This is a genomic window from Rhizobium sp. NZLR1 (genome assembly GCF_017357385.1).
In the GTDB taxonomy this organism is placed as follows: domain Bacteria; phylum Pseudomonadota; class Alphaproteobacteria; order Rhizobiales; family Rhizobiaceae; genus Rhizobium.
In genome coordinates this window covers 4,008,413-4,024,982 of sequence record NZ_CP071632.1, presented here as the reverse complement: position 1 = coordinate 4,024,982, position 16,570 = coordinate 4,008,413, and the positions used below count along the sequence as shown (strand labels likewise).

The following is a 16,570-nucleotide window of genomic DNA, read 5'->3' as shown; positions in this document are numbered from 1 at the left end:
CGCCCTGCCGCTCCCTCGAAAGCACAATAGAAACAGGAGGACGGCATGCAGATCAATCGCACGGCTTCGGCTCATTGGACCGGTGGCCTCAAAGACGGCAAAGGCCTGATCTCGACGCAGAGCGGCGCCCTGAAGGACTATCCCTACGGCTTTGCCAGCCGCTTCGAAGGCATTGCCGGCACCAACCCGGAAGAGCTGATAGGTGCTGCCCATGCCGGCTGCTTCACCATGGCGCTGTCATTGATCCTCGGCGAAGCCGGTTTTACCGCCGAGCATATGGAAACCTCCGCCAAGGTGACGCTCGAAAGCGTCGAAGGCGGCTTTGCCATTACCGCCATCCACCTTTCGCTCACCGGTCGTATTCCCGGCGCCGATGAGGCGACCTTCACCGAACTTGCCAACAAGGCGAAGGCCGGCTGCCCGGTTTCCAAGGCGCTCGCCTCCGTTCCGATCACGCTCGACGTCAAGCTCGGCTAATTTCCGTTGCCGTTGACGAGGTGCCGCGCGCGTTTGGCGTCGCGGCATTTTTCTATTGCGTTCGATAATAACGTTCGACCGCTCCAGGAAATCCTCACATCTACCAGAAGGACGCGCATCGGCATGGTGCAGCCTGTGTGTTGACAAATGATGCCTGATATTTTACGATTGACGAAATTCAAAAATCGTCAGTCGTAATTCGAGCATCGAAACCATGGACGACATTACGGAAAATACACTGGACGTCACCCGGCAGGAGAATGTTACCCGCATTCTCGATGCGGCCGAGCGGCTGTTCCGCCACTATGGCTACAGCAAGACGACGGTGGCTGACATTGCCCGCGATCTTGGCATGTCGCCGGCCAATGTCTATCGTTTCTTCGCCTCGAAGGTGGAAATCCACCAGGCGATCTGCGGGCGTATGCTCGCCACCTGCTATCAGCTCGCCTACGACGTCCGCCACCTTCCGATCAGCGCCAGTGAACGATTGCGCCGCTATGTCGAGACTCAGCACCAGTGGACGTTGGATACGATGCTCGATGAGACGAAGGTTCATGAGATGATCGTCGTCGCGATCGAGCGCGACTGGCACGTCATCGAAAAACATATCGATCGCATTCATGACATCATCGCCGAAATTATCGCCGAAGGCATTGCAGCCGGCGAGTTCGCCGAGCAGGACCCCGTCGCCGCCTCGCGTTGCTTCGGCGCGGCGACGAACACGCTCTGCCATCCGCAAATGGTGGCGCAATGTCTCTCCAAGACGAACCGCGCGAGCATCGACGAACTGATCGACTACGTGATCAGGGCGCTGAAGAAATAACGGACGGCAGCCGCCGCCGACCCCCCAAAACGATCCAGGAGTGCGGAAGATGTTTTCGCTCAAGACCCTTAGCCATCGCATGCCGTCCGTCGCCCGCCTTGTGCTTGTCGGCGCCATCGGCATCGGTGTTTCCGCCTGCTCGGAAGAAAAGGCTGAGGTCAAGCAAGTCATCCGGCCGGTGAAGGTCGTCGAGATCGCCAAGGCCGGCGACACGCGCAAGCTCGACTATTCGGGCTCGGTCAAGGCGCGCACGGAGATGAACCTCGGGTTTCGCGTCGCGGGCAAGATCACCGAACGCCTCGTCGATATCGGCGACCGGGTGACGCCGGGCGACGTTCTCGCCCGCGTCGACGCCACCGATTACCAACTGGCGGTCAGAACGGCGGAAGCCAATCTTGCTTCGGCCGAAAGAGGCGTTGAAACCGCCGACCTCGCCAACAAACGCGCCGAGCAGCTTTTCGACAAGAGTGTCGCTCCGAAGTCGCAGGTCGAACAGGCCGCGCTCAGTCATGACCAGGCGATTTCGCAGCGCGATGCCGCCCTTTCCGCGCTCGACCAGGCGAAGAACCAGGTGAGCTACACCGAGCTCAAGGCCGGTCAGAACGGCATCGTCACATCAATCAATGCCGATACCGGTCAGGTCGTCGGTTCCGGCGCCGCCGTCGTCACCGTTGCCGTCGACGGCGAGAAGGAAGTGCAGATCGCGGTTCCGGAAAACGACATTGCCGAATTCAAGCCGGGCAAGACGGTCAAGGCAAGCTTCTGGGCCGATGCCAGACTGGTGCTCGACGGCAAGGTGCGGGAGGTGTCCGGCAGCGCCGACCAGCAGTCCCGCACCTTTGCTGTCCGGGTGAGCCTGCCGAACGATCCGCAGGTGTTGCTCGGCATGACGGCGACGATCGAGGCCGACGTCAGCAACGGCAACAGCTATGTCTCGATCCCGCTCAGCGCACTGGCTGAAAAGGACGGCAAGCAGATGGTCTGGACCGTCGACCGTGACACGGCGACCGTGCATGGCCGCGACATCAAGGTCGCCGATTTCACCGGCGACGGCGTGCATGTGACCGAAGGCCTCGATACCGGCGATCTCGTCGTTGCCGCCGGCACGCAGTTCATGAGCGAAAATCTGAAGGTGAAGGCGCCGGACCAGCAGTCGGCCCTGGCCACCACGGACCAGACCGTCCGCTGATCAGGTCATAAAAGGGAACGGAACCATGGACGCCACCACCGAAAAGCGACCCTTCAATCTGTCGCGCTGGGCGATCGGCCATCCGAGCATCGCCCGCTTCCTCTTCGGACTGATCATCATCACCGGCGTGCTCGGTCTGATGCGCATGGGCCAGCGCGAGGATCCCGAATTCACCTTCCGCGTCATGGTCGTTCAGGCGATCTGGCCGGGCGCTTCCATCCAGGAGATGGAAGATCAGGTCGTCAACAAGATCGAGCGCAAGCTACAGGAAACCCCGCATATCGACTGGGTCAAGTCCTATACGAGGGCGGGCAGTGCGATCATCACCCTGCAGGTCAAGGGTGACACCAATTCGCAACAGGTAGCGGATGCCTTCTACCAGGTGCGCAAGAAGGTCGGCGACATCTCCAGCGAGCTACCGCAGGGCCTGCTCGGCCCCTATTTCAACGACGAATTCGGCGACACCTTCATCACGCTGCATTCGATCAGCGGCGACGGCTATTCCTATCCGGAACTGAAGAAATTCGCGATCGAGGCGCGCGACATGCTGCTGACGACGCCGGGTGTCGAGAAGGCGGTCATCATCGGCGACCAGCCTGAGAAGATCTATATCGACGTCTCGTCCAAGGCGCTCGCCGAGCGCGGCCTGACGATCCTCGACCTGCAGAACGCCATCAACGGCCAGAACAATGTCGATCCGGCGGGCTCCGTCGATACCGGCCTGCGCTCGGTGCGCATCTCCGTCGAAGGCGACGTGAAGAAGGCGGCCGATATCCGCGAATTGCGCCTTCGCGCCGGCGGCCAAGTGACCCGGCTCGGCGATATCGCCACCGTCAGTTCCGGGCTCGAGGATCCCTATCAGCGCAAGTACCGTTTCAACGGCCATGACAGCGTCCAGGTCGGCGTCGTGATGGCCAAGGGCTTCAACGTCACCGATGTCGGCAAGGGCGTCGAGGCGACCTATCAGCGCTTCGAGGAGGCGCTGCCCTACGGCGTCGCGGTCGATCAGATCGCCAACCAGCCCGACGTGGTGACGGATGCGGTCAGCGAATTCATGCATGCGCTCGGCGAAGCCCTTGTCATCGTGCTTATTGTCTCGTTCCTGTCGATCGGCTGGCGCTCGGGCCTCGTCATCGCCATTGCCATTCCGCTGGTGCTCGCTGCCACCTTCGCGCTAATGTACGAACTCGGCATCGACCTGCAGCGCATCTCGCTCGGCGCGCTGATCATCGCGCTCGGCCTGCTCGTCGACGATGCGATGATCGTCGTCGAGATGATGGAGCGAAAGCTGGAGGAGGGGCTGGTCAAGATCGAAGCGGCAAGCTTCGCCTATTCCTCGACCGCTTTCCCGATGCTGACGGGTACGCTGATCACCACGGCCGGCTTCATTCCCGTCGGCTTCGCTGCATCGACGGCCGGCGAATATGTGCGTTCGCTGTTTTATGTCGTCGGCATCGCGCTGGTCACCTCGTGGTTCGTCGCCGTCTATTTCACGCCGTGGCTCGGCTACATGATCCTCAAGCAGCGCCATCACGCCGGCGAGCATCACGACGCGTTCGACACCGGCTTCTATCGCCGTCTGCGCGGCACGGTCGGCTGGGCGGTGCGCCACCGGGTCATCGTGCTGCTGCTGACGCTCGGCACCTTCGTCACCAGCCTCTGGGCCTTCCAGTTCATTCCGCAGAATTTCTTCCCGCAATCGTCGCGGCCGGAAATCCTTGTCGATCTGTGGCTGCCCGAGGGCACCAGCATCAAGGAAGTCGAGGTGCAGGCAAAGGCGCTCGAAGCCAAGATGATGGATGATCCCGACAAGAAGTTCATCGCCACCTATATCGGCGAAGGCGCGCCGCGCTTCTTCCTGCCGCTCGACCAGCAGTTGCGCAACCCGAACTTCGCCCAGCTCCTCGTCATGGCCAATGACGAACCGGCGCGTGAGCGGCTGATCGTCAAGCTGCGGGCGATTCTTGCAGAGGATTTCCCGGAGATTCGCGGCAAGGTCGATCGTCTCTTCCTCGGCCCGCCGACTGGCTGGCCGGTGCAGATGCGCGTCATGGGGCCGGACCGACAGGAAGTGCGAGCCATCGCCGATCAGGTAAAGGCGCGCTTCCAGGCCAATCCGATGCTCGGCGCCATTCATGACGACTGGCTGGAACAGGTGCCGGCGATGAAGCTGGTGATCGACCAGGACCGCGCCCGGGCCCTTGGCGTCACCTCGCAGCGGGTTCGCCAGATGCTGCAGACCGCCATGTCCGGTGCGGCACTCGACGATTTCCGCGACGGCGAGGAGACGGTCTCGATCGTCGCCCGTGAGCCGGATGCCAGCCGTTCGCTGCTGTCGGCGGTGAACTCGGTCTATGTGCCGACGGATTTCGGCGGCTTCGTGCCGGTCTCGCAGGTGGCCAAGGTCGTGCCGGTCATGGAGCAGGGCATCGAATGGCGGCGCAACCGCCTGCCGACGATCACCGTGCGGGCGACGTTGCCCGATGGCGTGCAGCCGAACGACGTGGTGATGAAGATGTATGCCGACATGAAGGACATGCGCGACAGCCTGCCGGCCGGCTACAATGTCGAAATCCAGGGCGGCGCCGAGGATGCGGCGGAAAGCCAGATGTCGATCGCCGCCAAGGCGCCGATCATGCTCGCCGTCATCATCGTGCTGCTGATGGTACAACTGCAGCACTTCGGCAAGGCGATGCTGGTGCTGGCGACCGGTCCGCTCGGGATTATCGGCGCGGCGGCCGCCTTGCTGATCAGCGGCGCGCCGTTCGGCTTCGTGGCGATCCTCGGTGTCATCGCGCTGCTCGGCATCATCATGCGCAACTCGATCATCCTGGTCGACCAGATCGACCAGGATATCAAGGCCGGCATGCACCGGCAGGAGGCGATCGTCGGTGCTGCCGTGCGGCGTTTCCGGCCGATCATGCTGACGGCGCTGACCGCCGTGCTCGCACTGATCCCGATCTCGCGCGGCGTCTTCTGGGGTCCGCTCGCCTACGCCATGATGGGCGGCATCCTGGTCGCGACCGTGCTTACGATTCTGGTTCTGCCTGCCGGTTACGCGCTTTTCTTCGGCCGGGAGCCGAAGGCAAAGGACGAGCTAGGCCAGGATGCCGACGCCATCCAGGAAGAGGCGGATGACAGACATCCGCCGGCGTTGGCAGCAGAGTGAGGACGGCGCGGGGAAAGCCGCGCCGTTTTCCTTACGAGGTCGCAGCTCTCTCATCAAACCACGTTGCGCTGCCCGCTCGCCTTTGAACCTGCGTGCCGATTCCATTGCCGCCCCGAAAGAGCTAAGCTGCGAAAACATGCCGGAAGAGCAAGACGGCGTCTCGGCGATGCATTGCCGCCGACGAGTTTGCGGGGAGGCACGATCATGGCCGATTATCGTTTGGACGCGAGCTGGAGCCCGATCGAGGACAGTCTCGGGCGTTTGACCTTCACGCTCTTCAATCTTTCGGCCGAGCCGCTTTCCGGCTTCTCGCTTTCCTATGTATCGGCAACGCGGGTTGCCGACGCAAATGTCTGCGACGGCGCCAGCCGGACGCGGCAGGTTGCGAATTTCCATGAATTCCTGCCGCCCGACGGGCTGAGCATTGCCCCGGGCGGGCGCTGGCGGTTCACCGTCGAAGGGCTGGCCAGCGAACCGAAACATAGGACGGATGGTATCAAATCTGCCCATCTGACGCTTATGGACGGCCGTCACGTTCCGGTTACTTTCGGCGATCTCATGCTCGAAGGCCGGGATGGCGGTGTGGCGCCGCCGCTTCTGCCGCCGGGCCGGATCGAGGAGCCCTATGCGCTGCTGCCCTGGCCGCTGTCGCTCGGGCTGAAGGCGGGAGACTTGCCGGTCGTCCTTTATCCCGTTGAAAGGACCCGGCCCGATGCGATCAAGGCGCTCTCCCTGGTTCTCGCGCTTTGCCAGCGGCTCTATCCGGCCGACAGCGCGCCGTTCTCGCTCGGTGCCGTCAAAGGCGGGCGAGCCATTCGTTTCGTCACCGAATCATCGATCGCCGCCTTCGCTTACGAACTGCGTTTCTCCTCGCATGAGATCGTGCTTTCGAGCGCGGACCCAGCGGGGCGGCAATACGGGCTGATCAGCCTGGCGCAATTGCTGCACGGCGCCCGCGCCGATCGCGAGCGCTTCCAATTTCCCAATTTCGGCACGATCGCCGACCAGCCGCGCCATGACTGGCGCGGCTGTCATCTCGATGTGTCGGGGCGGTTTTATCCGGTGGCGGACGTCATGCGGCTGATCGATATCCTGGCGTGGAACAAACTCAATATTTTCCATTGGCACCTGACCGATGACGAAGCCTGGCGGTTGGAGATCAAGGCCTATCCCGCGCTGACGGAAATCGGCGCACGGGGTGGGCCTGACGAAGCGCTGGCGGCGCAGTACGGCGACGGGCCGGAAACACGCACCGGCCATTATACGCAAGACGACGTCAGGCGGATCGTTGCGCATGCCGCATCGCTTGGTGTCGAGGTGGTGCCGGAAATCGATATTCCCGGCCACAGCGCCGCAGCGCTGTCTTCATTACCCGATCTCGTCGATCCGCAGGAGGCTGAGGATAGTTACCGCTCACCGCAAGGTTATGCCAACAATGCCCTCAACCCGGCGGTCGAATTCACTTACGAATTCCTCGGCAACGTGTTCGACGAAATGGTGGCGCTGTTTCCCGGCGAGTATTTTCATATCGGCGGTGACGAGGTTGCGTCCGGCGCCTGGCTTTCCTCGCCGCTCTGCCAGGCGCTGATGGAGCGGGAGAAACTGGCCGGCGCCGCCGCGCTGCAATCTCACTTCCTGAAGCGCGTCCAGGGCATGCTGTCGGAACGCGGCAGGAAGCTTGCCGGCTGGAATGAGGTCTCGAACGGTGGCGGCGTCGATCGCGACGGCACGCTGTTGATGGCCTGGGAAAGGTCCGATGTCGGCATCGAACTGGCGCAGGCAGGTTACGACGTGGTGATGACGCCGGGACAGGCCTACTATCTCGACATGGCGCAGGCGGAAGCCTGGTCCGAGCCCGGCGCAAGCTGGGCAGGCTTCACGCCGCCGGAGCGGACCTATTGTTACGAGGCCGAGGGCGAGTTGCCGGAGGCGCTGAAGGGGAAGATGCGCGGCATCCAGGCCTGTATCTGGAGCGGCAACATCGCCTCGCGCACCCATTTCAACCGGCTGGTCTTTCCGCGCCTTCCGGCAATCGCCGAGGCGGCCTGGACGCCTCTGGCGCGCAAGGACTGGGATCGGTTCGCAGCGATCGTGCGGATGTGGCCGGTGCTTTAGGCCACCACCACGTCCGCCTTCAATCCCAGCAGTGCTGCGCCGATCAGGCCGGGTTCGATACGGCATTGGCTGCGCACCACCAGCGGCCGGTCGAATTTGCGCAGGATGCGGGCGCGCACGGCGTGATCGAGCTCGGCAAGCAGCGGCTCGACATTGGACAGCCCGCCGCCGACCGGCACGATGGTGGCGCCGGTGATGTTGATCGTCAGCGCCAGGGGCGAGGCGACGAGATCGACATAGACGTCGATCGTCCGTGTCGCCTTCTCCTCATCATGTTGCCATTGAGCGATGATTTCTTCGCTCGAAAGGTCGAGATCATGCAGCGTCTTGTGCAGGCGCTCCAGGCCACGGGCGCCGCCGACCGTGTCGACGCATCCCCTCTGGCCGCAGCCGCAGGCATAGGCAGGAATGGTGGCAGGCGGATAACCGGCTGCGGATGCGATGATCGGCCCGTGACCCCATTCGCCGGCAAAACCGCCGGCCTCATTGACGAGGCGCCCGTCGGCAACCAGGCCGCCGCCGACGCCGGTGCCGAGGATGGCGCCGAAGACGATGCGGTGGCCGCGACCGGCGCCGAGGCCGGCTTCGGCCATGGCGAAACAGTCGGCGTCGTTGGCGATCAGCACCGGAAGGCCGAGTTCCGCTTCGAGATCTGCCGCCAGCGTGCGGCCATGGATGCAGGGAATGTTGGCGCAGGTCAGCCGCTGCGTATCGGGATCAACGACGCCGGCGATGGAGAGGGCAATGCGGCTCGGCTCTTCGCCGGTTTCAGTGATGATGGCGCGCAAGGTCTCGACGAAAGCGGCGAAATCATCCCTCGGTGTCGGATGCCGGCCGAGGGGGACGATGTCCGTCTCGGAGCGAGCGATGCCACCCTTGATGGCGGAGCCGCCGATGTCGAATGAAATGATCATTGCCACCCTGCCGTTTCTCTGGTCTGTGATGTCTGCTCGCACTGTTGGCGGGGAATTACAAGCCTTCATTCCGCCGCGCGCCACGCGCTTGCGGCGCGAAGAGGAATGATCGAGCCAAATCGCCACCAACAGCTATTCCTGTCTCACAAGTCATTCAATTGGCATATTGCGCGGCCAAAATCTGCGCCTGTACTTCCATCATCTACTGGTATCATGACCATCGAAAACGCCGATTCCCATAGACGCAGAAGACCACGTCCACCCCGTCCCAAAGGCCGCCGCCTCTCATCCATCCTGCGTCAGCTGGCCGCCGACCGGAGCCGGGAGCGGATTTCGATCGGCGACCTGTTCCAGACGATGGGCGACAGGGCGATCAGCGCGTTGATGCTGATCTTCGCGCTGCCGAACGCTTTTCCCACGCCGCCCGGCACTTCGGCAGTGCTCGGCGCTCCGCTCGTCTTCCTGGCCGCGCAGTTGACCTTTGGGCTGAAACCCTGGCTTCCGAGGATAATTGCCGACCGTTCTATGCGGCGGGAGGATTTCGAGACCATTGTCGGCCGCATCCACCGCTGGCTCGCCTGGGCGGAGCGCATGCTGAAGCCAAGGCTTGCGATCTTTGCCGAGCCGCCAGCGGAATATCTCGCCGGGGCCGCGTGCCTGCTGCTGTCGATCGTGCTGCTGCTACCGGTCCCGCTCGGCAACATCCTGCCGGCGATCACGATCTCGGTCTTCGCTTTCGGCATATCGGGCCGTGACGGGCTCTTCGCCCTGATCGGCTTCGTGATGACGGCGGTGTCGCTGGTCGTTGCCGGCGGCGTGATTTACGGTCTCGTGAAGGCGGCGATCTATCTCGTCTTACAATGGTTTGCCTGAGCATTTCTGCAGGGTTCCTTTCAACAGGCTCGACATTTGCCGGAATTTTGTTTTGATCTGGCGGTTACAGATTCAAATCATGTTCGGCGGCGGCACGCCGGCTCACTTTGCGTGGTAGGCATTCAATGGCAAAAAGATCCGAGACCCCTGCACGGCTCGACGATGCGGCGCGTGCCGGCTGGCTCTATTACGTCGCCGGGCGTACGCAGGATGAAATCGCCGCCGCGATGGGGATCTCGCGGCAATCGGCGCAGCGGCTGGTATCTTTGGCGGTTGCCGAACGTCTGATCAAGGTGCGTCTGGATCATCCGATCGCCGCCTGCCTGGAACTCGCCAGTCAACTTCGGCGGAAATTCGGGCTGAAACATGTGGAGGTGGTGCCGAGTGATTCCGGGTCCTCGGCGACGGTCGGCATTGCCGAGGCGGCCGCGGCCGAGATCGAGCGGTGGCTGAAACGGGCCGAGCCGATCGTGCTTGCCGTCGGTACCGGCCGGACGCTGAAGGCGGCCGTCGACCAGCTTCCGGCGATCGAATGTCCCCACCACCGTATCGTCTCGCTGACCGGCAATATCGCCCCGGACGGATCGGCGGCTTATTACAATGTCATCTTCAGCATGGCCGATGCCGTGAAAGCGCGGCACTATCCGATGCCGTTGCCGGTGCTTGTCACCTCGGCGGAAGAGCGGGAACTGCTGCATGGCCAGCAACTGGTGCGCTCGACGCTTGACATCAGCGCGCAAGCCGATGTCACCTTCGTCGGCATCGGTGAGCTCGGCATCGACGGGCCGCTCTGCGTCGACGGTTTTCTCGAGAAGGACGAGATGATGGAGCTGATGCGCGGCGGGGCGGTCGGCGAGATCTGCGGCTGGATCTTCGACGTCGACGGCGGGTTGCTCGACAACCCGATCAACGAGCGCGTCGCGTCGGCGCCGATTCCGTCCCGCGACGCGTCGATGGTCATTGGGCTGGCCAAGGGCAAGCGCAAGTTCAAGGCGATCAGGGCCGCCGTTGTCGGCCATCAAATCAACGCTCTGATTACTGACGAAGAGACTGCTGAGTTTTTGCTCAGGAATTGAGCAAAAAATACGAGATTTAAATCAATGAGATAACTACCTCCTTCGGCACTGCAGCAACGATTGCCGATTGACATTCTGTATCGTTTATTGAGTAATTGCCCATGAGCGAAGCGAATGCTCACACCCCATCTTCTGGGAGGAAGATATGACATTGAGAACTTTTCTGCTGGGCGCCTGCTCAGCACTGGCGTTTGCCGGCATGGCCTCGGCCGAGACGCTGACAATCGCAACCGTGAACAACGGCGACATGATCCGGATGCAGAAGCTGACGGATGATTTCAAGGCGAAGAATCCCGGCATCGACCTTGAATGGGTCACCCTCGAAGAAAACGTGCTGCGCCAGAAGGTCACGACCGATATCGCGACCAAGGGCGGCCAGTACGACGTTCTGACGATCGGCACCTATGAAGTTCCGATCTGGGCAAAACAGGGCTGGCTGCTGCCGCTCGACAACCTCGGCAAGGATTACGACGCCGACGACCTGCTGCCGGCGATCCGCAGCGGCCTGACCACGGACGGCAAGCTCTATGCGGCGCCGTTCTACGGCGAAAGCTCGATGGTCATGTACCGCAAGGACCTGTTCGACGCCGCCGGCCTGAAGATGCCCGACGCCCCGACTTGGGACTTCGTGGCGGACGCTGCCCGCAAGATCACCAACAAGGACAAGGAAATCTACGGCATCTGCCTGCGCGGCAAGGCCGGCTGGGGCGAGAACATGGCCTTCCTGACAGCCATGTCGAATTCCTTCGGTGCACGCTGGTTCGATGAAAAGTGGAAGCCGCAGTTCGATCAGCCCGAGTGGAAAGACACGCTCGACTTCTACGTCAAGCTGATGAAGGATGCCGGCCCTCCGGGCGCTTCCTCCAACGGCTTCAACGAAAACCTGGCGCTCTTCCAGACCGGCAAGTGCGGCATGTGGATCGACGCAACGGTTGCCGCTTCCTTCGTCGCCGATCCGAAGCAGTCGCAGGTCGCCGACAAGGTCGGCTTCGCGCTCGCCCCGGACAAGGGCCTCGGCAAGCGTGGCAACTGGCTCTGGGCCTGGAACCTCGCCATCCCGGCAGGTTCGCAGAAGGTCGAAGCCGCTGAGAAGTTCGTCGCCTGGGCAACGAGCAAGGACTACACCAACCTCGTCGCCGAGAAGGAAGGCTGGCTGAACGCACCTCCAGGCACCCGCACCTCGCTCTACGCGAATGCGGACTACCAGAAGGCGGCTTCGTTCGCCAAGATGACGCTCGACTCGATCAACTCGGCCGATCCGACCAAGCCGACCGTCAAGCCGGTCCCCTATGTCGGCGTCCAGTTCGTGGCGATCCCGGAATTCCAGGGCATCGGTACGGCAGTGGGCCAGCAGTTCTCCGCAGCGCTTGCCGGCCAGCTTTCGGTCGACCAGGCCCTGCAGGCCGCCCAGCAGTTGACCACTCGCGAAATGACCAAGGCCGGCTACATCAAATAAAAACCTCCTGAGCAAGAGGCGGATTCTTGACGATCCGCCCCTCTGGGCCGCCGATTGCCCGAACAGCATCGGCGGCCGCTTTTTCAGACAAAGCTTTCCTGCGGCCGCTCCCCGCTTCAGATCAGATCGGTGATTGCCATGGCAACCTTGCATACTCGCTCCGCAGCGCGCCTGATGATTGCGCCCTCCGTGCTGCTCCTCTTTGCATGGATGATCGTCCCGCTGGCGATGACGATCTATTTTTCGCTGCTGAACTACAATCTGCTCAGCCCCGGCATGGAGAGCTTCGTCGGCTTTCTGAACTACGAATATTTCCTGTCCGATCCTGCCTTCTTCGCGGCGCTGATCAATACGCTGGTGCTCGTGGCCGGCGTTCTGTTGATCACCGTCATCGGCGGCATCGCTTTTGCGCTGCTGCTCGACCAGCCGATGTACGGCCAGGGTATCGTGCGCATCCTGGTGATTGCGCCGTTCTTCGTCATGCCGACTGTGGCCGCGCTGGTGTGGAAGAACATGTTCATGAACCCGGTCAATGGCCTCTTTGCGCATCTTGCCAAGGCCCTCGGCCTGCAGCCGATCGACTGGCTGGCGAATGCGCCGCTGCTCTCGGTCATTCTCATCGTTGCCTGGCAGTGGCTGCCCTTTGCGACGCTTATCATGCTGACGGCGCTGCAGTCGCTCGACGAGGAGCAGAAGGAAGCCTCCGAAATGGACGGCGCCGGGCCGATCTCGAAATTCATCTACATCATCCTGCCGCATATGGCCCGCGCCATCACCGTGGTGATCCTGATCCAGACGATCTTCCTGCTTTCGGTTTTCGCCGAAATCCTCGTCACCACCAACGGCGGGCCAGGCACCGACAGCACCAACCTCACCTATCTCGTCTATGCCCAGGCGCTCCTGCAGTTCGATATCGGCGGCGCTTCGGCGGGCGGTATCGTCGCGGTGGTGCTTGCCAATATCGTAGCGATCTTCCTCGTCCGCCTCGTCGGCAAGAATCTGGAGGCTTGAGATGGCCAGAAAAATCACCACCCGGCGCAAGGTCATTTTTACCGCGGTCGCCTGGACGCTCGGCATCCTGATCTTCTTCCCGATCCTCTGGACGTTCCTGACCAGCTTCAAGTCGGAAGCCGACGCCATCGCCTCGCCGCCGCAGTTCCTGTTCTTCCACTGGACGACAGAAAACTACGCGGAGGTGCAGAGCCGGTCGAACTATCTCAGCCACTTCATGAACTCGGTGATCATTTCCTTCGGCTCGACGCTGATCGGCCTGATCATCGCGATCCCGGCCGCCTGGGCGATGGCGTTTGCGCCGACCAAGCGGACCAAGGACGTGCTGATGTGGATGCTGTCGACCAAGATGATGCCGCCTGTGGGCGCGCTGATCCCGATCTATCTGTTGTTCCGCAATTCGGGCCTGCTCGACACCCGCACCGGCCTGGTGGTCGTGCTGACGCTGATCAACCTGCCGATCATCGTCTGGATGCTCTACACCTATTTCAAGGAAATTCCCGGCGAGATCCTCGAAGCGGCCCGCATGGACGGGGCCTCGCTGATGAAGGAGATCGTCTACGTGCTGACGCCGATGGCGGTGCCCGGTATCGCCTCGACGCTGCTTTTGAACATCATCCTTGCCTGGAACGAGGCGTTCTGGACGCTCAACCTCACCGCCTCGAAAGCGGCACCGCTGACGGCCTTCATCGCTTCCTACTCCAGCCCGGAAGGCCTGTTCTACGCCAAGCTCTCGGCGGCTTCGACGATGGCGATCGCGCCGATCCTGATCCTCGGCTGGTTCAGCCAGAAACAACTCGTCCGCGGCCTGACCTTCGGCGCAGTGAAATAAGATAAAGGGAGACAAACATGGGCAGCATTACCCTTCAGAAGGTTTCCAAGGTCTTCGGCGAAGCCAAGGTCATCCCTTCGATCGATCTCGACATCAGGGACGGCGAGTTCGTCGTCTTCGTCGGCCCGTCGGGCTGCGGCAAGTCCACGCTGCTCAGGCTGATCGCCGGGCTCGAGGACGTCTCCGGCGGCAAGATCGTCATCGACGGCCGGGACGCCACCGAAAAGGCGCCGTCGGAACGCGGCCTTGCCATGGTTTTCCAATCCTACGCGCTTTATCCGCATATGAGCGTGCGCAACAACATCGCCTTCCCGCTGAAGATGGCGGGCATCGACAAGGCGGAGATCGACCGCAAGGTGACGGATGCGGCCCGCGTGCTCAATCTCACCGACTATCTGGAGCGCAAGCCGCGTCAGCTTTCCGGCGGCCAGCGTCAGCGCGTCGCGATCGGCCGCGCCATCGTGCGCCAGCCTTCGGCCTTCCTGTTCGACGAACCGCTGTCGAACCTCGATGCGGCGCTCCGCGTCAATATGCGCCTCGAGATCAGCGAATTGCATCAGCAGCTGAAGACGACGATGGTCTACGTCACCCACGACCAGGTCGAGGCGATGACCATGGCCGACAAGATCGTCGTGCTGAACAGGGGCAATATCGAGCAGGTCGGCTCGCCGCTCGAGCTTTACAGCCGCCCGCGCAACCTCTTCGTCGCCGGTTTCATCGGCTCGCCGAAGATGAACTTCATCAACGGACAGAACGCGGCTCAGCTGGGCGCCCATACGATCGGCATCCGACCCGAACATATGTTGTTGTCGATGGAGAGCGGCGACTGGAAGGGCAGGGTCGTGGTCGCCGAACATCTCGGCTCCGACACCTTCCTGCATATCGACGCCGAGGGCATCGGTATGATGACAGCGCGCGGCAGCGGCGATTTTGCGGCCAAAGCTGGAGACACGGTCTATCTGACGCCGGATCGTTCGCGTATTCACAAATTCAACGAGGGCGGCCTTGCCATCTGAGGCGGGCTGCCGGGCTGGGGGCAGGCATGCGAGCCGGGCGATGGCGCCCGGCCGTTTGGGCAAGACCTTCAAGAGGACTGAAACATGACGTGCAAACTATCGCTGGCAACGCTTTCGGATGTGGCGCGCACCGCGGCCATCCCTGGATATGACAGGGCGTCGCTGAAAGCCGGCATCGTGCACTTCGGCGTCGGCAATTTCCACCGCGCCCATCAGGCGGTCTATCTCGACGATCTCTTCAATGCCGGCGCGGATCACGATTGGGCGATCGTTGGCGCCGGCGTGTTGCCATCCGATGCCGCGATGCGTGAAAAGCTTGCGGCACAGGATTTTCTGACGACGGTGGTCGAGCAGGACAACAACAAGACGGCGGCGCGGGTCACCGCGCCGATGATCGACATCCTGCCGGTCGGCGACCCCGCCGTGATCATCGCCAGGCTCGCCGATCCCGAGATCCGCATCGTTTCGCTGACGATCACCGAGGGCGGCTATTTCATCGACGCATCAGGAACCTTCAACCCGGCGCATCCGGCGATTGCTGCCGATGGCGACAGCCCCGACGCGCCGAAGACGGTGTTCGGCCTGATCGTTGCCGGGCTGAAGGCGCGCAAGGAAAGGGGCATCGAACCCTTTACCGTCATGTCCTGCGACAACATTCCCCATAATGGCATCGTTACCGCCAATGCCGTGGTCGGCACGGCCGCCCTCTCGGACACTGGCTTTGCCGAGTGGATCCGGGCGAATGTCGCCTTCCCGAATGCGATGGTCGACCGCATCACGCCGGCAACCGGCAAGCGCGAAATCGATTTCCTCAGGGACAATTTTGCGATCGAGGACAATTGGCCGGTCTATTGCGAGGAATTCAAGCAATGGGTGCTTGAGGATAAGTTCACCGCCGGTCGGCCGGCATTGGAAAAGGTCGGCGTGACCTTCGTGCCCGATGTCACGCCCTACGAGCATATGAAGATCCGCATCCTGAACGGCGGACATGCTGCGATCGCCTATCCGGCGGCACTGATGGACATCCATTTCGTTCACGATTCCATGGAAAACCCGCTAATCCGCACCTTCCTCGCCAAGCTCGAGAAAGACGAAATCATCCCGATCGTGCCGCCGGTGCCGAACACGTCGCTGACGGATTATTTCGCGCTGATCGAACATCGCCTGCTCAATCCGAAAATTGCCGACACCGTTCCGCGGCTGGCGCAGGACGGATCGAACCGTCAGCCGAAATTCATCTTGCCGTCGACGCTCGACAATCTGCGCCAGGGCAGGGACGTCGTCGGTCTGGCGCTGGTTTCGGCGCTCTGGTGCCGTTACTTCGCCGGCAAGACCGATAGCGGCAAGGATATCGTCTTCAACGACGCCAGCGCCGAGCGCCTGCATGCGGCGGCGCTGAAGGCGAAGACCGATCCGTCAGCCTTCCTGGTCTTCGACGATATTTTCGGCGAAGTGGCGAAATCCGAACTTTTCCGCAAGCGTTTTGCCGATGCACTCAAAAGCCTGTGGGAAAAGGGCACGCGGGAGACGCTGCAACTCTATCTCGACGGCAAGCTCGCAGTGTAAGGAATCCGGATGGCGGCATCTGCTGCCGTCATTCATCCGGCCTTGCGCGCAAG

13 protein-coding genes are annotated in these 16,570 nt (G+C 62.1%); 12 read left to right on the top strand and 1 reads right to left on the bottom strand.

Features of this window, described 5'->3' with window-relative positions:
- Positions 1-45: 45 nt before the first annotated feature.
- The 5 genes from J3O30_RS19795 (at position 46) to J3O30_RS19775 (ending at position 7,773) form a co-directional block, all read left to right on the top strand.
- Positions 46-477: an OsmC family protein gene (locus J3O30_RS19795; protein WP_207581893.1), complete on the top strand. Its 432-nt coding sequence runs from the start codon at positions 46-48 to the stop codon at positions 475-477.
- A gap of 214 nt (positions 478-691) precedes the next feature.
- On the top strand, positions 692-1,300 hold the full coding sequence (locus J3O30_RS19790; RefSeq protein ID WP_207581892.1) for a TetR family transcriptional regulator: 609 nt from the start codon (positions 692-694) through the stop codon (positions 1,298-1,300).
- Between the two features lie 49 nt (positions 1,301-1,349).
- Complete coding sequence (locus J3O30_RS19785) at positions 1,350-2,489, top strand: efflux RND transporter periplasmic adaptor subunit (RefSeq protein WP_207581891.1); 1,140 nt, start codon at positions 1,350-1,352, stop codon at positions 2,487-2,489.
- Positions 2,490-2,514: 25 nt separating this feature from the next.
- On the top strand, positions 2,515-5,658 hold the full coding sequence (locus J3O30_RS19780) for an efflux RND transporter permease subunit (RefSeq protein ID WP_207581890.1): 3,144 nt from the start codon (positions 2,515-2,517) through the stop codon (positions 5,656-5,658).
- A gap of 204 nt (positions 5,659-5,862) precedes the next feature.
- Positions 5,863-7,773 (top strand): family 20 glycosylhydrolase, encoded by a 1,911-nt coding sequence (locus tag J3O30_RS19775; protein ID WP_207581889.1) that lies wholly within the window; start codon positions 5,863-5,865, stop codon positions 7,771-7,773.
- Here J3O30_RS19775 and J3O30_RS19770 read toward each other — a convergent pair.
- Positions 7,770-8,687 (bottom strand): ROK family protein, encoded by a 918-nt coding sequence (locus tag J3O30_RS19770; protein ID WP_207581888.1) that lies wholly within the window; start codon positions 8,685-8,687, stop codon positions 7,770-7,772. The two genes, J3O30_RS19775 and J3O30_RS19770, sit on opposite strands and share 4 nt — an antisense overlap.
- Before the next feature lie 294 nt (positions 8,688-8,981).
- On the opposite strand from J3O30_RS19770, the gene J3O30_RS19765 reads away from it, so the two are divergent.
- From J3O30_RS19765 to J3O30_RS19735, 7 genes are all read left to right on the top strand, one after another.
- The gene (locus J3O30_RS19765) at positions 8,982-9,560 is read left to right on the top strand and encodes an exopolysaccharide biosynthesis protein (RefSeq protein ID WP_207584382.1); all 579 of its coding nucleotides are present in this window, start codon (positions 8,982-8,984) and stop codon (positions 9,558-9,560) included.
- Positions 9,561-9,685: 125 nt separating this feature from the next.
- The gene (locus J3O30_RS19760) at positions 9,686-10,636 is read left to right on the top strand and encodes a sugar-binding transcriptional regulator (RefSeq protein WP_207581887.1); all 951 of its coding nucleotides are present in this window, start codon (positions 9,686-9,688) and stop codon (positions 10,634-10,636) included.
- Positions 10,637-10,781: 145 nt separating this feature from the next.
- Positions 10,782-12,092 (top strand): sugar ABC transporter substrate-binding protein, encoded by a 1,311-nt coding sequence (locus J3O30_RS19755; RefSeq protein ID WP_207581886.1) that lies wholly within the window; start codon positions 10,782-10,784, stop codon positions 12,090-12,092.
- A 138-nt stretch (positions 12,093-12,230) separates the two neighbouring features.
- The gene (locus J3O30_RS19750; RefSeq protein WP_207581885.1) at positions 12,231-13,103 is read left to right on the top strand and encodes a sugar ABC transporter permease; all 873 of its coding nucleotides are present in this window, start codon (positions 12,231-12,233) and stop codon (positions 13,101-13,103) included.
- A 1-nt stretch (position 13,104) separates the two neighbouring features.
- Entirely contained in the window at positions 13,105-13,935 is an 831-nt protein-coding gene (locus J3O30_RS19745; protein ID WP_207581884.1) for a carbohydrate ABC transporter permease, read from the top strand.
- A gap of 17 nt (positions 13,936-13,952) precedes the next feature.
- Positions 13,953-14,951 carry an ABC transporter ATP-binding protein gene (locus tag J3O30_RS19740; RefSeq protein ID WP_207581883.1) on the top strand — a complete coding sequence of 333 codons (999 nt, stop codon included), beginning with the start codon at positions 13,953-13,955 and terminating at the stop codon, positions 14,949-14,951.
- A gap of 84 nt (positions 14,952-15,035) precedes the next feature.
- Positions 15,036-16,517: a mannitol dehydrogenase family protein gene (locus J3O30_RS19735; RefSeq protein WP_207581882.1), complete on the top strand. Its 1,482-nt coding sequence runs from the start codon at positions 15,036-15,038 to the stop codon at positions 16,515-16,517.
- The last annotated feature ends 53 nt before the right edge of the window (positions 16,518-16,570 follow it).